General features: G+C 63.6%; 14 protein-coding genes. 6 read left to right on the top strand and 8 right to left on the bottom strand.

What is annotated here, in order from left to right:
• The first annotated feature begins 103 nt into the window (after window positions 1–103).
• From fliF to speB, 5 genes are all read left to right on the top strand, one after another.
• Window positions 104–1,696 carry a flagellar basal-body MS-ring/collar protein FliF gene (gene fliF, locus M3484_RS06350; protein ID WP_249496216.1) on the top strand — a complete coding sequence of 531 codons (1,593 nt, stop codon included), beginning with the start codon at window positions 104–106 and terminating at the stop codon, window positions 1,694–1,696.
• The gene (locus tag M3484_RS06345; RefSeq protein ID WP_249496215.1) at window positions 1,696–2,289 is read left to right on the top strand and encodes a FliH/SctL family protein; all 594 of its coding nucleotides are present in this window, start codon (window positions 1,696–1,698) and stop codon (window positions 2,287–2,289) included. Before fliF ends, M3484_RS06345 begins: the two co-directional genes overlap by 1 nt.
• Entirely contained in the window at window positions 2,282–2,551 is a 270-nt protein-coding gene (locus M3484_RS06340) for a FliM/FliN family flagellar motor switch protein (RefSeq protein ID WP_092900232.1), read from the top strand. The genes M3484_RS06345 and M3484_RS06340 overlap by 8 nt, the downstream gene beginning before the upstream one ends.
• Window positions 2,548–3,303, top strand: coding sequence for a flagellar type III secretion system pore protein FliP (gene fliP / locus M3484_RS06335; protein WP_249496214.1), 756 nt, complete (start codon window positions 2,548–2,550; stop codon window positions 3,301–3,303). The genes M3484_RS06340 and fliP overlap by 4 nt, the downstream gene beginning before the upstream one ends.
• Before the next feature lie 64 nt (window positions 3,304–3,367).
• Window positions 3,368–4,330 (top strand): agmatinase, encoded by a 963-nt coding sequence (gene speB, locus M3484_RS06330; RefSeq protein WP_249496213.1) that lies wholly within the window; start codon window positions 3,368–3,370, stop codon window positions 4,328–4,330.
• Window positions 4,331–4,386: 56 nt separating this feature from the next.
• On the opposite strand, the gene M3484_RS06325 is transcribed toward speB, so the two are convergent.
• From M3484_RS06325 to M3484_RS06310, 4 genes are read right to left on the bottom strand one after another with little or no spacing between them, the layout of a single operon-like run.
• Window positions 4,387–5,565 (bottom strand): beta-barrel domain-containing protein, encoded by a 1,179-nt coding sequence (locus M3484_RS06325; RefSeq protein WP_092900255.1) that lies wholly within the window; start codon window positions 5,563–5,565, stop codon window positions 4,387–4,389.
• Window positions 5,562–7,790, bottom strand: a complete 2,229-nt coding sequence (locus M3484_RS06320; protein ID WP_249496212.1) for an ATP-binding cassette domain-containing protein — start codon at window positions 7,788–7,790, stop codon at window positions 5,562–5,564. Before M3484_RS06320 ends, M3484_RS06325 begins: the two co-directional genes overlap by 4 nt.
• Window positions 7,787–9,136, bottom strand: a complete 1,350-nt coding sequence (locus M3484_RS06315) for a TolC family protein (protein ID WP_249496211.1) — start codon at window positions 9,134–9,136, stop codon at window positions 7,787–7,789. Before M3484_RS06315 ends, M3484_RS06320 begins: the two co-directional genes overlap by 4 nt.
• Window positions 9,137–9,170: 34 nt before the next feature.
• Entirely contained in the window at window positions 9,171–12,644 is a 3,474-nt protein-coding gene (locus M3484_RS06310; RefSeq protein ID WP_249496210.1) for an Ig-like domain-containing protein, read from the bottom strand.
• Between the two features lie 550 nt (window positions 12,645–13,194).
• Between M3484_RS06310 and M3484_RS06305 the strand changes: the two genes are divergently transcribed.
• Entirely contained in the window at window positions 13,195–13,506 is a 312-nt protein-coding gene (locus tag M3484_RS06305) for a hypothetical protein (protein WP_249496209.1), read from the top strand.
• A gap of 15 nt (window positions 13,507–13,521) precedes the next feature.
• On the opposite strand, the gene M3484_RS06300 is transcribed toward M3484_RS06305, so the two are convergent.
• The 4 genes from M3484_RS06300 to hisD are packed head-to-tail and all read right to left on the bottom strand — an operon-like array spanning window position 13,522 to window position 18,294.
• Window positions 13,522–14,685 carry an alpha-hydroxy acid oxidase gene (locus M3484_RS06300; RefSeq protein ID WP_249496208.1) on the bottom strand — a complete coding sequence of 388 codons (1,164 nt, stop codon included), beginning with the start codon at window positions 14,683–14,685 and terminating at the stop codon, window positions 13,522–13,524.
• 1 nt (window position 14,686) lies between these two features.
• Complete coding sequence (locus M3484_RS06295) at window positions 14,687–15,970, bottom strand: hypothetical protein (protein WP_249496207.1); 1,284 nt, start codon at window positions 15,968–15,970, stop codon at window positions 14,687–14,689.
• Window positions 15,967–16,965, bottom strand: a complete 999-nt coding sequence (locus M3484_RS06290; RefSeq protein WP_249496206.1) for a zinc-dependent alcohol dehydrogenase — start codon at window positions 16,963–16,965, stop codon at window positions 15,967–15,969. The genes M3484_RS06295 and M3484_RS06290 overlap by 4 nt, the downstream gene beginning before the upstream one ends.
• A 3-nt stretch (window positions 16,966–16,968) precedes the next feature.
• Window positions 16,969–18,294, bottom strand: coding sequence for a histidinol dehydrogenase (hisD, locus tag M3484_RS06285; RefSeq protein ID WP_249496205.1), 1,326 nt, complete (start codon window positions 18,292–18,294; stop codon window positions 16,969–16,971).
• Between the last annotated feature and the right edge of the window lie 13 nt (window positions 18,295–18,307).

Here is an 18,307-nt window from a genome sequence, read left to right as displayed (position 1 = left end):
GTTTCGTCTTGAGAACGAAGATAGATCGAAGGGCACTAACCGATTGTTAATCCAGACCCTTCATTTCTGGTCCCGTCAGGAAAGAATTCCGGCGGAGAGAAAAGTGCAGAACGTGATCTCGATCTGGAACGCGCTGGAATTGCGGCGCAAGCTCATCCTTGCGGGCGCGACAATCGCAGTATTTCTTGCGGTTCTGGCCCTTTCACGCCTCTCGGGCGGCGGGCCATCGGTTCTGCTTTACGCCGGGCTGGATGGGCGGGCGGCGGGCGAAGTGGTCACAGCGCTGGACCAGCGCGGCGTCCCTTACGAAGTGCGGGGCGATTCGATCTGGGTCGATTCCGCCAGTCGCGACTCGCTGCGGATGTCGCTGGCCGGTGAGGGACTGCCCACGGCCGGCGGCGCCGGATATGAATTGCTGGATACGCTTTCGGGCTTCGGCACCACCGCGCAGATGTTCGATGCCGCCTATTGGCGGGCAAAAGAAGGCGAACTCGCCCGAACAATCCTGGCGGTTCCGGATGTGCGGGCAGCGCGGGTCCATATATCTCAGGGTCCGTCAGACCCATTCCGGCGCGCGGCAACGCCAACGGCAAGCGTCACGGTGACAACCGCCTCGGGGCGCATATCGGATGATCAGGCGCGGTCCCTGAAACATCTGGTCGCTTCGGCGGTCAGCGGGATGACGCCGGCTGATGTCCAGGTGATCGACACCACTGGCGGGCTGGTGTCGCCCGCCGAAGACGGGATCAGCGGTTCCGCCAGTGATCGCGCGAATGAGATCCGCCAAAGCGTCGAGAGGCTGCTTGCCGCCCGGGTCGGCCCCGGGAAAGCCGTCGTCGAGGTCTCGCTGGACCTGCAGACGGAGCGTGAACAGATCACGGAAAGGCGGTTCGATCCGGAGGGTCGGGTCGCCATTTCAACCGATACCGAAGAAAAAAGCAGTCAGAACAGCGAACCTGGCGGAGATGTCACCGTCGCGTCCAACCTGCCCGAAGGGGATACGGGCGCTGGCGCCGCTGGCCAGTCACAGACGAATGAGACCCGTGAAAGGGTGAATTACGAGATCTCCGAGACGCAGCGCGAAGTGTTGCGTGGGCCGGGTGGCATTCGCCGGATGACCGTGGCTGTGCTGATTGATGGCCAGATCGTGACCGCAGCCGACGGGACCCAAAGCTGGGTCCCCCGCAGTGAAAGCGAACTCTCTGCGCTCCATGATCTGGTGACTGCGGCTGCGGGAATCGACACGGCGCGCGGCGACAGCCTTACGCTCAAATCTCTTGAATTTCAGCCTCTTGTGACCGAGGGCACCGAGGCTTCCTCTGGTTTCCTCGCGCGTTTTGGCCCGCTGGATACGATGTTCCTGATCCAGGTTGCCGCGCTTACCATCGTCGCCCTGATCCTCATGCTTTTCGTGCTGCGTCCGATCCTCGCCTCCGGCCGCGCAGCGGCGTTGCCGTCCCCGCCTTTGCCGCTGCAATTGCCCGGGATGGATCTGGCCGGCGCCGCTGACGCACCACTGAACGGGGAAATAGACAATGGATTCAGCCTGCCAGACCTTCCGATGGTGGATTTCAGCGGCTCTGACGTCTTGCAGGAAGACCCGGTGGAGCGGCTGCAGCGGCTGATCCGCGAACGTCAGGCGGAATCGATCGAGATCCTGCGTGGCTGGCTTGGTCCGGATGAGGAGCGAACCTGATGCCCCTGCCGCAGCTTGAGGTCTTCGGGGCCGGGCGCAGTCCGGGGCGGGACGTGGTCGTCACCGACACCGCTTCGGTCGAAGAAAACCGTGCCGCAGCCTGGGAGCAGGGGTACCGCGCCGGCTGGGACGATTCAGAGGCCGCCCATTTGCAGAATGGTGACCGGGTCAGGGCCGAGCTGGAGCGCAACCTCATGACACTTGCCTTCACCTGGCAAGAGGCACGGGCACATATCCTCGGCGCGATGGAGCCCCTGCTGCAAGAGATCGTCAACCGGCTGCTGCCGGATCTGGCACGCGAGACGCTCGGCCCGATCCTCGTCGGACACCTGATGCCGATGCTGGCCGAAACTGCCGGACAACCGGCAAATCTGATCCTTCACCCGGCCGCCCGCGCTCAGGTTGAGGCGCTTCTTTCGCGCAGGCCGGGCCTGCTTTTCGAGATTTCCGAAGATCCGGGCCTCGGCGAGACCCAGGTATTCCTTCGCCTCGGAGCGAGGGAAGTCAGCATCAATCTGAACCGTGTCACCGAGAGCATTATCAGATCCGTTCAGGACTTTTTCACCCTGTCGCAGGAGACCCCCGATGGATGAACCCGCAAGTTCCAGCCCCTTTGCCCAGGTCCCGATCGAGATCACCATTTCGGTGGGCCGCGCCCGCCCTAGGGTGCAGGAGCTGCTGCGCCTGGGCAAGGATACCGTCCTGCCACTGGATCGCCGCGTGGATGATCCGGTCGAGCTTTATGTCGGTGACCGGCTGATCGCACGGGGCGAGCTGACCGAGCTGGAAGGCGACAAGGCCGGGCAGCTTGCCGTCCGCCTGACAGAGGTCGCCAATCTCAAGAGCGGATTGTGAGCGCATTTTTCCCAGTCCCTGCCTGGAAATGTGTGACCCTGATCACTGCCGTGCTGGTGGTTTGCCTGCTCTCGGCCCCGCCGGTGCTGGCGCAGGCGATCACCCTGGATCTGGGCGGCGAAGAAACTCTGGCCTCGCGTTCGGTGCAGCTTTTGCTGATGATCACCGTGTTGTCGGTCCTGCCGGGCCTGGCAATCATGGTGACCTGCTTTCCCTTCATCGTGACGGTGCTGTCGATCCTGCGCCAGGGCCTCGGGCTTCAACAGGCCCCGCCCAATATGCTGATCATCACGCTTGCAATGTTCCTGACCTGGTTCGTGATGGATCCGGTCTTTACCGAGGCCTGGGCGCGCGGCATCGGCCCCTTCACGCGCAATGAAATCGACCTTCCCACCGCCTTTGCCGGGGCATCGGCCCCCTTCCGTCACTTCATGGCGGCGCGGATGGACCCCGAGACATTCGCCCGCCTCGACGCATTGCGCCCGCGCGCGCCTACCGCGATCACCGAGGCGCCGCTTTCGGTCCTGGTTCCCTCGTTCCTGCTGTCGGAAATCCAGCGCGCTTTTGAGATCGGCTTCCTGATCTTCCTGCCCTTCCTGATCATCGATCTCGTGGTAGCGGCGATCCTGATGTCGATGGGGATGATGATGGTGCCCCCGGCCGTGGTCTCACTGCCCTTCAAACTGGCCTTCTTCGTGGTGGCGGATGGCTGGAGCCTGCTCGCCGCCGCCCTTGTCCGAAGTTACACATAATGAAAGCAGCCCTTGCCTGGCCGGCGCAGCTGTGGCCTCTTCCCGGAAAACAAGGAGGTCAGAGATGACGTTCAACCAACCGCTCGGCGGCAATGAAATGCCGCGCTTCGGCGGGCCCGTCACCTTCATGCGCTTGCCCGCAGCGCCATCCGCCGAGGGGCTGGATGTCGCATTTTGCGGCATTCCGATGGATATCGGCACATCGAACCGGCCCGGCACAAGGCTGGGGCCACGGCAGATCCGCGATGAAAGCCGGATGCTCAGGCCCTTTAACATGGCAACCGGCGCCGCACCCTTTGACCATCTGCAATGCGCCGATATCGGGGATGTGCCGATCAACACCTTTGATCTGAAGAAATCCGTCGGCATTATCGAGGCGCATTACGATCAGATCCTCGCCGCCGGTGCGCTGCCGCTGACGATGGGGGGCGATCACACGCTGACCTGGCCGATCCTGCGCGCGATCCGCAAGAAACACGGGGCGGTGGCGCTGATCCATGTCGATGCCCATGCCGATATCAACGACACGATGTTCGGCGAAAAGGTCGCACATGGCTGCCCGTTCCGCCGCGCGTTTGAGGATGGCTGTCTGAAAAATGACAAGGTCTTCCAGATTGGGCTGCGCGGCACCGGCTATAGTCCCGACGATTTCGACTGGGGCCGCAAGAATGGCTGGACGGTGATCCAGGCCGAGGAATGCTGGCACAAATCGCTGAAACCGCTGATGGCAGAGATCCGGGCGCAGATCGGCGATACGCCGGTTTACCTGTCTTACGACATCGACAGCCTCGACCCCGCTTTCGCGCCAGGCACCGGCACGGTAGAGCCGGGCGGGCTCACGATCTGGCAGGGGCTGGAGATCGTGCGCGGCTGCGCCGGGCTGAACCTCGTCGGCGGTGATCTGGTCGAGGTCTCGCCGCCCTATGACCCCTCCGGCAATACCGCGCTGATCGGGGCGAACCTGCTTTACGAGATGCTCTGCGTGCTGCCCGGCGTGCCGCAAAACCCGCCAAAAGCGCTGCGTTAGAGACGAAAAAGCCCGCGCCGGATATCAGGGCGCGGGCCAGTCACATTGCCGGGGCCTCAGCGCTCGCGCAGGGCCTCGTTGGATTTGTAAAGCGGCTTCAGCAGATAGGTCATCACCGTCTTCGCTCCGGTTTCCAGCTCGACACTGGCCTGCATCCCGGGGCGGATCTCGAGATCTTTCTGCCGCTCGGTCAGCTGCGCCATATCGACTTTCAGCGTCACGATGTAATGCGGGTCACCATCTGCCGATCGTGACCGTTCGTCGATGAAAGTGTCGGCCGAGACAAAGGTGACCTCGCCCTTCAGCGAGCCATAGATCGTGTAATCATAGGCCGAGAGCTTGATCACCGCCGTCTGCCCCTCGCGCACCGAGGCGATGTCGCGCGGTTTTACCTTTGCATCGATATACAGTTCTTCATCCAGCGGGATGATCTGCAGGATCTCTTCACCCGGGCGCACAACACCACCAATAGTGGTGATACCGATTTTGTTCACAACACCTCGCATGGGCGAAACCAGAGTGGTGCGACCCAGCTGATCCTGCGCCACTTTCAGCTTCTGCTCCAGCGTCGCCACTTCGGCCAGGGTATCGGCATATTCCCGGGCGCGTTCCAGTTCCGTCTTGGTCACGGTGTCAGACAGCTGGTTCTCGGCATCGCGATGCGCCTTCTTGGCCCGCGTCACCTCGATGGCGGGCGCGACCTCCTGGGCCAGCATCCGTTCCATGATATCCAGTTCGCGTTTCGCCTGTTCAAGGATCGCCTCGGCACCTTCCTTGCGGGCGGTGAAATCATCGATCCGCGCCTTCAGCAGCGAGGTTTCCGAGGCCAGAATATCGGGCACCCGCGCCGCGAGGCCTTCGGGCACGGTAAAGGTGATTTCACCGCGCATCTCGGCCTCGATCCGGGCGCGGCGGATCGACAGACCCGCCAGCTGATCGGTGTAATCATCCACCGCCGCGTGATATTGCGTCGATTGCAACCGGCCAAGCACGTCGCCCGGTTCGACCACATCGCCTTCGGCAACGTTCAGCTCGGCCAGAATGCCGCCTTCGAGGTTCTGGATGATCTGCGGCCGCGACGAAGACACGACCGTCCCCTCGGCGCTGACAATTTCATCCAGCCAGGCAAAGGCCGACCAGATGACAAAGACCGCGATCACCGCCCCGATGGCCCAGATCACCATTGACGGGCTTTTCGAACGGCTCTCGAATTCGTCAGACCAAACCGCCGTCATGCGCCCGCTCCTGCCAGTTTCACGCCCTGGGCTTTCGCCAGATGCGCCAGCACCGCTTCTTTCGGCCCGTCCACCGCCAGCTTGCCGTTTTGCAGGATCAGCGTGCGTTCGGTCAGTTGCAGGATCGGTACACGGTGGGTTGCGACCACCGCCGTGCGGCCCTTGAGCCAGCCGCCCAGCCGGCTGACCAGCGTGGTTTCCAGTGTCTGATCCAGCGCGGCGGTCGGCTCGTCCAGCAGCACGATCTGCGGATCCTGGAGCCAGAGCCGCGCCCAGCCGATCGACTGGCGTTGCCCCACCGAAAGCCCCTCGCCCAGCTCGCGGACCTCAAGATCCAGGCCGCGCGGATGGTTCCGGACAAACGGCCCGAGACCTGCGAAATCCAGCGCCTGCAGCAGCCGGTCGTCATCGCGTTCCAGCTGGTTCATGTTGAGATTGTCGCGGATGGTGCCCTGGATCAGCCGCACCTCCTGGCCCAGATAGCCGATGCCGCGGCGCAGGTCGCGCGGATGGATCTGGTTCAGGTCGATCCCATCCACCAGCACCCGCCCCTTGCCCGGTTCATAAAGCCCGGCCAAAAGCCGCAATAGCGTCGATTTTCCCGAGCCGTTCGAGCCCAGAACCGCGACATGCTGCCCCTGTGGGATGGCAACACCGTTGATTTCCACCACCGGCGCGCTTTGCTCGTCATAGCGGAATTCTAGGTTTCTGAGTTCAAAACTGCCGGCCATACGGTCGCGGCGGAGATAGCGGCGGCCCTCTTCTTCGGCCTGACGCGATTCTGCGACCTGTTCCAGCGCTTTCAGCGAGATTTTCACCTGGCTCCAGCGCGCCATCATGGTCGAGATCTGCGACAGCGGGCCAAGGGTGCGGCCGGTCAGGATACCGGTCGCGATGATGGTGCCGACGGTGAACTGGCCGGAAAAGACCAGGTAGGTGCCGGCGATCACGGTCGCGACATAGGTGATCTGCTGCACCGCCTGCGACCAGGTGGACAGAAAGGTCGTCAGCTTGCGCTGTTCGGCGCTTTGCACCGCGTTGACGGCCACCAGCTCTGACCAGATCCGGTTGACCCGGTCTTCTCCGCGCTGCGTGGTCAGAGTTTCATGCTCGAACACCGCCTCGTAAAGCAGTTTCGCCTGCTTGATCGATGCGCCCTGGGTCTCGCCGGCCAGCCGCACCATCTTTTTGCGCATCAGGAAACCAGGCAGCACCATAATGATGCCCCCGATGACCACCAGCCAGACCAGGTTGCCGGCAATGGTCGCAATCAGCGCGAGGAAAAGCAGCAGGAAGGGGAGATCGGCCATCGTGCCGACCGTGGCCGAGGTGAAGAACTCGCGCACCGAACCGAATTCCCGCATCGCGGCAAAGACTTCCGACGGTTTACGCTCTCCGGGGCCCATTTTCATGCCCAGGAGCTTTTTCATCAGCCGCTTTTGCACGGCGATTTCGACCTTGCGGCCGGTATTGTCCATCAAAAGCGCCCGGGCGATTTTCAGCGTCGCCTCAAGGCAGACCGCCAGCAATACACCGATCCCCAGCACCCAGAGTGTCGGCTGCGACTGATAGGGGATGACGCGGTCATAGATCTGCATCGAGAACAGCGAGATCGCGACGGCGAGGATATTGGCCACCAGCGAGGCGGCCGAAACTTCGCCAAAGGGGCGGCGGAAATGGCGGAACTCGCCCCAGAACCAATGCGGCCTGGCCTTGACCTCGATATGGCGGGCTTCCAGCTCGCTCAGCGGTGCGCGCGCCTGCAGGATTCGGCCTGCATAGAGACTGTTCAGGTCGGAAAGAAGCAGTTCGGCGCGGTTGTCATGCGCGGTCTTGTCATAGATCGTGGCGCCTTCGCCATCGACCCCCAGCACCAGCACGACCTGACCATTGGTGGTCTCGGCCAACGCAGGATAGCCATCGGGCGGCAGCTGGACCGAGCGCAGGATGCGGGTCGAAAGACCGCCCTGCGTCAGGGCCTGCGCCATCTCATCCAGCCCCGGCGCCGCGCCCGAGGCATCGGCGGCGCTCTGGATCCGCTCCAGCAGATCGGGCACCGAAAGTTCGGACCCGATCAGCCCGGCATAGACCGAGGCCAGCGTGGCGCGGTTCTTTGCCCGGTTGGTAAAGCGCTGGCTTGCCGGTCTGGCGGCGATGACCGGGCGGGCGCCCGCTGCCACCTGACCCGCATTCATTTCGAAAGCGATCACCCGATTATCGGTCACATTGCGCCTCCATCCACCAGAACTCCGCGCATCAGCGCGATATCCAGCCGCGCGAGCGCGATCTGGTATTTCAGCGAAGCGTGGTCCCGCTTCATTGAGGTCAGGGTCTCGAACTGGCCGGTCAGCTCGATCAGGCTGCGACGACCGGCTTTATACTGTTCGGTATAAAGACCCATATTGCCCTCCATCTGGGCGATCACCTGACCATCGGCCTGCTCGCGCAGCGCCAGCATGTTGATCTCCTGGGTCAGCGAGACGATCTTGCGATTTGCCTCGCGGTCGGCCTCGTCAACCTTGCGCCGCGTCACTTCGACCGCTTCGTCCAGCGAGGCCAGATTGTCGGCACGACCAAAGCCGAGAATGTCACCGCTCAACGACAACCCGCCGTCAATGCCGCCATCCTTACCGACCGAAGCCCCTGCCCCGATCCCCGCGAGCAGCCCGGATTTCGCAACGGCGACCTCGGCCAGGGTGCGCGCGGCTTCGCCTTTGGCATAGACCACAGTCAAAGGTTCAGGCGTGCCATTGTCCGGCGGCAGCGAGGTCAGCCCCCGCTCGGCCTCCATCGATTGACCGGCAATGACCGCAAGCTCGGCCCAGGCGCTTTTCTCGCCCTGCCGGTAAGACATCAGCGTCGCCTCGATCTCGGCGCGGCGCTGGCTGACAAGCCGGTATTCCGACCCGTCCGACAGCCCGCCGCTGACGCGGATCTTCGTGATGCGTTCGAACTCCGTCATCTGCGTCAGGGCGCCATCAGTGATCTGCGCAAGATCGGCGGCGCGCTGTGCCTCGATATACAGTTTCAGCCCGTCATAGACCTTTTTGTTCAGGTCCTGGACAAGGCCAATCGCTGCCATCTCGACATCGGCCGCTGCGAAATCCCGTTCGGCCTGGCGTCGGCCGCGGTCAAAGATCGCGGTATCCAGAACAAGGCTGGCCGCAATCGACGACAGCGAGCTGAGGCTGACATCCGGCCCCAGTTTCGGCAACCAGTTCTTCGATCTTGCCCGCGCGGTCAGGCGTTTGACGCGCAGCTGGGATTCAGCCGAAGCCTGACTGCTTTTCAGGACCGCAGCCCCGACCCGGCCAAAGCTGCTATTGGCGGGCAGGATCGACTGTCTGAGCTTCAGCTGGTCGATCTTTTCCGACACAACCTCGCCCTTGCTGTCGAGATGGGCAGCGGTTTCTCCGGCGGCTGCCGGATCGCCCGGCGATGCAGAGGACCTGGTTGCCTGGGGGCCGCCAAAGCAGCCCGCAAGCGCCAGGATCAGAGCGCCGGATATGAGGGGGGCAGCGGCAGAGCGAAATCGCTCTGCCTGGCCTGCCTTGCTGGTGCGGGCTTCCATTTCCGGTTCTCCGGGTGGTTTCCGGGATGTCGGATCAGAAGAAGGTGGTGTTGATATCCTGATCCACCAGGACGGTCCCACCATCCATCGCATAGACGTTGTAGTGCTGGCCATCGATCTCGCGGACGTCCACCGGGGTGGTGTTGGTCAGCTGCAGCCTGACCTGATCCAGGCTGTCGCCGCGGATCACCAGCTCGTTGTCGCCTCCGGTCAGCGCGTGCAGATCGGAATTGGTCAGCGTCAGGCGGGCCTGCGGTGCCACATTGAGGTCGATGGTCGAGAAATCGAAGCCGGCAAGCCCGATCCGGCTGAGATCCACATTCACACTGCCGCGGTTGTCGACGATGAAGAGAGTCGAGCTTTCATTGCCGGCCGCATCAGTGTTTTGCAGCACCAGGTAGCTGCCATCGCTGACACCCTGATCAAGGCTGTAATGATCAGCGGTCACCCGGCTGCCACCGACATTGAGCCGAACGTTTTCGTTCAGCTCAAAGGTCAGCGCGTTTGCCCCACCGGTGCTGTCGACCCGGAAGATCGAGACATGTTCGCCATCGGTGGTGGTGTAAAGCTCGGTCATCACATTGGTATTGACCGCCTTGCCGAAGGCCAGCACGCCAAGGGCTTCCGGTGCCTCGGTGTCCACGATCACGTTGCGGACCAGGTCGGCGGTATTGCCGGCGCGGTCGGTCGCGGTGACGGTCGCAGTCATCGACACCCCGTCACCAACCGGCAGATAGCTTGCCGGGATCGTGACAGACCAGTTGCCGCTGGCATCTGACGCGGTGCGCAGGACCTGGCCGTTCGAGAGAACAATCTCGATCTGCGAGAAAGCCTCTGCCGTGCCGCCGAAGGGCACGCCGTTCAGGCGTTCATGGGCGTTGATGTAACCGTCGCCGCTGATCAGGGTATCCGCCCCGAAATTGGTCACGACGCGGTCGATCACGATGGTCTCGGTCGGCAGGGTCGCCGTATTTCCATAGCGGTCAACCGCAACTGCGACGACATTGACAGTGGTCTCGCCGGGCGGGATCACGCCGGGCGGGATGCTCACGGTCCAGGTGCTGCCGGTGACGGTTGCGGCATAGGGGCCGTTTGCGCCAAAGCTGACCTGAACCTGCGACCCCGCCTCGACGCTGCCGGTGATGGTCAGGCCAGAGGCCGCCTCGGCATTGTTGAGCACATTGTCGGTCCCGGTCGAGTTGCCGGTGATGGCGAAAGGATTGACCAGGGTATCGATGGTCACCAGATGGCTCGCGGTTGCCACATTGCCGGCCACATCAGTCGAAGTGACGGTTGCGGTTTGCGCCAGGCCGTTTCCGGTCGGGATCTCGGCAGCGGTAAAGGTCGCCGACCAGGTGCCCGACGCGCCGACCGTCACGGTGCGGGTACCCGAACCGAACTGAACCACCACGGTCGCGCCTGCTTCGGCGGTGCCCGTAAGGCTGACGCCGGCGCCACGCTCGGCCGCCGAAACCACGTTATCGCCGGCCTGGATCGCATCAAATGCCACCGAAGTGCCAAGGTCGATCGAGATCACGCGGCTGTCGGTCGCGGTATTGCCGTAAACATCGGTCGCGGTGACAGTTGCAGTCGTGGCGGTCAGCACAGCGCTGCCCGAGACCGCCGGGAAGATCACCGACCAGGTGCCATTCGCGGCGACCGTCGCCGGAAGGGTCGAGCCCTGCCACGAGACCGAGACCACCGAGCCGGGCTCTGCGGTGCCGGTCAGCACCACATTGCGCGATTCCGAGGCGTTGACGATATTGTCGCCCGCCACGGTGCCGGTGAAGGCAACCGAAGCCTGGGTGTCGACGCGGAAGGTATGGGTCTCGCTGCTGCCATTGCCGGCGGCATCGGTCGAGGTCGCGGTGACGGTCGCGTTATACTCGCCGCCCGGCAGGGTGCCGGCGGGAATATTCAGCGTCCAGGTGCCATCCGCCTGGGTGGTCACGGTCTGGGTATAGCTGGTCGCGCCGGCCTGAACCGTCACCACCAGCACAGCGCCGGCAACCGAAGTCCCGGTCACAGCGAAGCCGAGGGTGTTTTCGCCACTATTGACCACATTGTCGCGGGTCACAGCGTCGAAATCGATCGGGTTCGGCACCGTATCCACCACGAGCCGGTCGGTGATCACCGTGGTATTGCCCAGCGGATCGCGGGCGGTCACGGTGATGTCGGTGGTATATTCGCCGGTACGGATCTCGGTGGTGGTGAACACCACCGACCAGGTTCCGTCATCCGCAATCACGGTGGAATGGCTGTGGCCTTCGATCACAACCGTCACCGAGGCGCCGGGCTCACCCGTGCCGCCGATGCGCACGCCGTCGGTATAATCGGCTGCGTTTTCAACATGGCCGACCGATTCCGATCCTTGCGTGATGTCCACATCCGGCGGAGTCAGATCGAGGATGAAATCCGGGCCCGGCAGCGTGGTGGTCACGCCATCGGTCTGATCGAAGACGACCACAGCCTCATAATTGCCATCGGCCGGCAGGTTGGTTTCCGGAAAAGTGACATGCCAGGTGCCGTCTGGCCCGATCACGGTCGTTTCGGTGACAGTGCCGATGGTGACGGTCACAGTATCGCCCGGCTCACCCGTACCGGAGACGTCGAGCTCCTTGTCGGGCGTATCGATGATGACCGTGGTGGAGTCTTTCGGATCGACGGTCGGCGGGCGGCGCTCGGGGTCAACCGGGCCGGTGGGGCCAGTCGGATCGACAGGGCCAGTTGGGCCGGTCGGATCAACGGGGCCAGTGGGGCCGGTCGGATCAACCGGGCCAGTGGGGCCGGTCGGATCAACAGGGCCAGTGGGGCCGGTCGGATCGACAGGGCCAGTGGGGCCGGTCGGATCAACGGGGCCAGTGGGGCCAGTCGGATCAACGGGGCCGGTGGGGCCGGTCGGATCGACAGGGCCGGTGGGGCCGGTCGGATCAACAGGGCCAGTGGGGCCAGTCGGATCAACGGGGCCGGTCGGGCCTGCAGTGCCACCACCGCCACCTGCTACGGCCAGGCCGGCGAGACCGAGGCCCGCAGCCCCGGCACCAAGCCCACCCAGACCCACGAGGCCCGGCGCAAACATGGCCATGCCAGCCGGCTCATCCACCGCACCGCCGGCAAGAGCGACATCATCGCCCTCCGAGAAACGCAGCGCATCGAGATTGGAGTATTTGTCCCAGCCCTCGACCGGACCGTAGCTGGCGTAAAGCCCGCCATCAGCGGCATTCGAAAGCTGAACCGCGATCACCTCGCCATTTTGCGAGAGATACAGCTGGTTGGCGGTGCCTGCGGTGAAATACCCGTCAAGCACAACCGTGCGGCCATCGATCAGCGTCAGAACAAGATTATCGCCCTGGCGCGCATAACCGGCGACGCTCTGCCGGGAAAGATTCAGCGAAACCGCGTCGCCCGAACCCATCTGGATGAAATTGTTTCCTGCATCACCCGCAATCGCACCGCGAGAGGTGCCGCCCGCAGAATCGCGGACGACGAATTGAATCGCCTTAACCATTTTAATACTCCGCCTCATACCGCCAGGCTCTTTGGCCTGTACGTGTTTTATTGACGCACTTCCGGCGTCTATTGCCGATCTCAATACCCGGGTTTCACTTTCATTTCCAGTAGGTATCAGGCGTCCTTCACATGCCTGGCCGCAATTTTTCCCAACTTTCGCCCCAAAGTGGGTCTTTTCGGCAACCCTCAGATCCGGCCTTTCAACCCCTGGAAGAACGCGAAATATGCCTTCGCGCGCCAACTGTTGTGTTCCTGGTCGCCCGGGCTACCAGCCGCTGTTACCCGCTGCCTCATTCACGCCCCATTCAGGCCACAATCTCAAAGACCCCGGCACGGAGGGTGAGAATATCTTTGCCAGCTCAGAAATCTGTTGACGGCACTGTGAGGCCGATGCGGCGTCCCCGCATTGCGGGACAGGCCGCGCCATGACAGTCTGATGACAGGTTGCGCCACATTCGGTGCCGCTTTCATGGTGGCCTTTCGGGCAAATGCCAGAAGGCCGCGCTCTGGCCCGACCGGTTGAATGTAGTGTGAAGCGAGGTGGTTCAATGACCCTGATCCCAACCAGAACCGCAATTGTCAGCCTGCTTGGCGCCAGTGCCATCGGCGCCGCCGGTTGCGTGGAAAACCAGGCCACAAAGCCCGCCGCCCCTCCGGCAGTCGCTGCGGCGGCACCTGCCGCGCCTGCCGCGCGCCCGCTGGATGCGGCCGGTCAGGCCCGGGTTGCCGCACGCCTGAAAGAGCTGGAGCCGGAATTCTGGACACGGCGCTCGAAAGATGGTGAAGCCGCAGCGAATGCCTGGTTGCAGCAAAAGGCAGTCGACATCGGCCGCGAAGAGGCGCGGCGCGGCACGGGCTGATCAGGTTTTGCTGATTTAGCCGCCGGTAATATAATCGCCCGCTGGCGCCGCCTTCAGCTGATCGACGGAATTCAGCCCCATCAATTGCAGCGTGATGCCGATTTCTGCGGCCAGCAGCGAAAACAGGCGCCCGGTGCCCCAGGCGCCCTCGGCCGCGACCGCCCAGGCAAAGGGCCGCCCCATCATCACCGCATCGGCACCCAGAGCCAGCGCCTTCACCACATCGCTGCCGCGCCGGAAGCCGCTGTCCACCAGAAGCTCGCATCCCGGGCCAAGCGCGGCACGCATCGCGGCGACCTGGGAAATCGTCGCATGGCCGTGATCCAGCTGTCGTCCGCCATGGTTCGACAGAACCACACCATCGACCCCGCTTTGCCGCGCGATCTCGCCATCGCGCGGATCAGAAACCCCCTTGATCACCAGCCGGCCCGGCCAGAGATCTCGCAGGGCTTTCACCTTGTCCCAGGTCAGGTGCTTATCGAGCCGTGATGACAGGGCCGAGGCCTGGGCCAGCGCGCCGCGCCCGAATTCGGGCCGCCCCTCGACCAGTTCCACCCCCGGAAAACCGTTGCGCAACAGGTCCAGCGACCAGCGCGGGCGTTTCGCGAATTGCCAGGCCAGACCCGGCGTGATGTGTTTCACCGCGCGAAAGCCATTGCGATTATCGCGCTCGCGCACCGAGGTGATGGCGGTGTCGACGGTCAGGAAGATCGTCTCCACCCCCGCCGTATGGCAGGCGGCCAGATAGCTTTCATTCACCGCCGGATCGCGGTCGAGATAAAGCTGAAACGCCAGGTTATCGCCCAGCTTAGGCGCAAGGCTGGCGATCCCTTTGATCGAAAAGGTCGAAAGCCCGAACGGCACCCCCGCCGCTTTTGCCGCGAGCCCGACAAGCAGATCTCCGTCGCGGCAATAAAGCCCAAGAAAACCGACCGGCCCCGGAAAGAATGGCAAGGACCAGCGCCGGCCGAGATAGGTCGTGCTCAGATCCGGCTGCGGCGCGAGATCCTGCAGCACCCGCTGCGACAGGGCATAGCGGTCAAAGCCCATCCGGTTGCGGGCCAGCGTGGTCTCCGAAAAGGCACCGCCCTCGATATAATCGGCAAAGATCTTCGGCAGGCGGCGGCAGGCGGCGCGACGGAAATCATCGACATTCTGGTAGCGGCGGTCGCGCGACATGTTACGGCTCCGGACGGATGGAATCGAAGAACCGCACCATCCGGTCCTCGCCCGCAAGGGGCCTCGCGCCGCAAAGAATCGCCTGAGACAGCCCGATGGCCGAGCTTCGCGGGTTGTGCCGCCCGGCACCGGCGCGCAGGTTCATCACCAAAGTCGGGCACAGAAACAGCGCGAGCCGCAAGACCTCCTCCCAATCCGCGGGCAGCATGTCTTGCTCTGCCAGATGCGCGAGCCAGGGCTTCCAGAAGCTTTCGGCCTTTGCCGCCAGCAACGCGTCGCGCAAAACGCCCGGCGCCCAGTCGCTGTCGATATAAAGGCAGCCATCCGCCAGCCGCGCCGTAACCTGCCAGCGCCCCGGAACCATATCGCTGTCATAAAGCCAGAGCGGATGGGCGAGGATATTGTGGAAGGTCGATTTCACCTCGGCCAGCAGCGCGGGCACATGTTCCCCGGCGAAAGCCGGGTCGAAAAATGCCAGATGATCGGCGGTCTCGCCGCGCTCATACCAGACATTGGCGTTATGGGCGTCACCATGCGCCACGATTCCGCCCGCATCCGCCAGCCGCGCGGGCGCAAGCCGGACAAGCGCCGCGTCGAACAGCCCGGCAAGGGGGCGGTCATATTCAACCCCATTGATCACCGGACGGGCCAGCGCGATCTCATCCCAGGAGGCATTCTGGCCGGCAAGATCAAAGACCTGGCCGATATAGAAAGAGGCCAGCCGCCCGCCGGGGTATTGGCCGGTCGCAGGGTCGATCAGGCGCTCGGAAAACAGACGGTGGATCGGTTCGGCGGCGGATTGATCCGGCGTGATCTCATGCAGGCTGGCCTTTGCCACCGCGAGCAGATGGTCATTCAGCGCGCGTTCTGCCGCAAGCGCACGGGCCATCGCAGCCGCATCGGGCGCAAGGTCCAGCGCGCGCAGCACATCTGAAAAACGCGGGTCACTGCGGCGCCGATAGACGAGAATCTGCTCGCCCGGCAGGGTCGAAGACAGGATCGGCTGGTCCACCGGCAGACCGGCGCGGGCGAGAATATCGGCGCGGTAATATTCGCCGCGCATATCCTCCTCCCCCTCTTCCTGATGGAACTTAAAGAAACATTCGCCCCTTTCGCAGGTGAAGAACCCGTTCAGCGAATTCAGCGAATACTGGTCGTGATTGATCCGGACATCGCTGGCCGTGATCGCAAAAGTCTCATCCAGAAACGCCGCGAGCATCGCTTCGGCACGGCCAGGATCGGTGGCGGCAGTGGCGCGGATTTCGGCGGTGCGCGACAGCGTCATGGCTGCATCTCCGGCAGAATAATCGTCTTGGCGCCCATCACTTCACCCGCAAGATGGCGTGCATAGGCATCGGGAACCGCGTCGAGCGGGATCTCGGCATCGATCAGCTGTTCCAGCTGCGGGCCGATAAGGTCGATCAGCGCCACGGCCTCGGGCAATTCATCCCCGAAAGCATGACAGCCGGACAGCCGGATCTCGCGTTCCACCAGCAGCGTCGGGTTCAGGCTGAGCGGGCGCGCGCCGATCCCCACCAGCGCAATCGCCCCGCCGCCGCGCAGGGAGCGGATCAGATGATCGATCACCTCAGGGCTGCCGGTCGCGTCAATCGCATAGCGAGGGGGAGTCGGGCCGAGGTCGTCAAGCTGCACGACCTCGCCGCCGAAAGCCGCCGCTGCACGGGTGGCGCGGATCTGGTTGCGATCAACGATGCTGACCGGGTGGCCTTTATGCGCCAGGACAAGCGCCGAAAGCGCACCGATGGCACCGGCGCCCGTGACCAGAACCGGCGCGCCGGCCGGTGCGTTCAGAAGATGCGCAGCATGGAGCGCCACGGCCAGAGGCTCGGCCATCGCAAGCAGGCGCGGCGGTATCCCGGAGGGCGCTTTAACCACGTTTTTGGCCGGAATAGTGACGTATTGCGCGAAGCCGCCATCGATCACCTCGCCCAGAAATCCAAGGTCTTCGCAGATCTGGCTGAGGCCTTCCAGGCAGTTGCCACAGCTGCCGCAGCTCACGCGGCTGTCCACCGCGACGGTGTCGCCCCGGGCAACATGATGCACCCCTGCCCCGACCGCCGTAACCATGCCGGCAAATTCATGCCCCACAACCGAAGGGCTGCGCCAGATCCAGGCCCCGGTCGCGAAATTATGCAGGTCTGATCCGCAGATGCCCGCTGCTGTTACCCTGAGCGTCACCTCTGCCGGGCCGGGAGGCTCCGGCAGAGCGATGTCTTCGACCCGCAGATCCTTTACGCCATAAAGCCGAACGGCGCGCATATCTCAGCCTTTCAGATATTGCTTGCGGATGTCGGAAACTGCATTGGCGTGATTGTCGAACCCCTCATAGCGCGCCAGCGTTCCGGCAGCCTCGGCCAGTTCCGGAAATCCCTTTGCCGTGACATAGCCGACCGAGGACCGGCGGATGAAATCGGTCACGGAAAGCGGCCCATAAGTGCGCGCCCCCCGGGAGGTCGGCAGCACCGCATTCGGCCCGAGGCAGAAATTGCCGATCGAGACCGGCGTATGCGGCCCCATCAGGATCTCGGCGGCAGCGGTGATCTCGCCCAGATGCTCGAAGGGTTTTTCCGAAAGGAGCTGGAGATGTTCGGGCGCGTAATCATTGATAAAGGCATAGGCCTCGGCCAGGGTCCCGGTCACGAGGATGCCGCCATGGGTGCCGCACAGCACCGCTTTCGAGAAGGCAACCCGCTGCTCGCTCATCCGCGACCAGTGTTCCGGCAGCGCGGCCAGCGCCTCATCGGCGACGCGGCGGGAATTGGTCACGAGCCAGGCGGAACTGTCGGGCCCATGTTCCGCCTCGATCAGCAGATCCAGCGCGGCGAGGCCGCCATGCACGGTTTCATCGGCGAAGATGATCGATTCCGACGGGCCGGCGGGCAGGCCGGGGTCGATCACGCCCGACAAGAGGCGCTTTGCCGCCACCACCCAGGGGCTGCCCGGACCAACGATCTTATGGCAGGGCCGCACGGTTTCGGTCCCATAAGCCGCCGCAGCAACCGCCTGAGCACCGCCGGCCTTATAGACGGTCTTAACCCCCGCGAGCCGTGCCGCCACAAGGGTCGCTGCATCGACCTTGCCGCCCGGGATCGGTGGCGTGAAAATCGCGATATTCGGCACCCCCGCCACCACCGCCGGAACGCCGGTCATCATGGTCACGGACGGGAAGGAACCCTTGCCACGGGGCACATAAAGCGCGACCGAATCGATGGGGATGAACCGATCCCCGGCAAAGGCGCCCGGACGGATTTCCTTCAGCGTCATCGGCTCGGGCAGCTGTTCCTCATGGAACGACCGGATGTTCGAAATCCCCAGCTCAATCGCGCGGATCACCTCGGGTTCGACCAGGGTGAAGGCCTCGTCAAACTCGGCCTCGGTGACTTTCAGCTTGTCCGCCGTCAGCCCTTCGGCCTTGTCGAAACTCACGCCAAATTCGACCAGCGCCGCATCGCCGCGCGATTTCACCGCCTCGATGATCGCGGGAACCTTGTCGAGGAAACCCGACAGATCGGTCTCGGATCGCGCGAAGAGCGCCTCACGTTCGGCCGAAGTCAGATCGGCCAGGATTTTGAAATTGACCTCAGCCATGGACAGGCCCTCT

The sequence above is a fragment of the Pseudomonas sp. GX19020 genome, from assembly GCF_023371075.1.
Taxonomy (GTDB): Bacteria; Pseudomonadota; Alphaproteobacteria; order Rhodobacterales; family Rhodobacteraceae; genus Pseudogemmobacter.
This window is presented reverse-complemented; position numbering and strand designations above follow the sequence as displayed.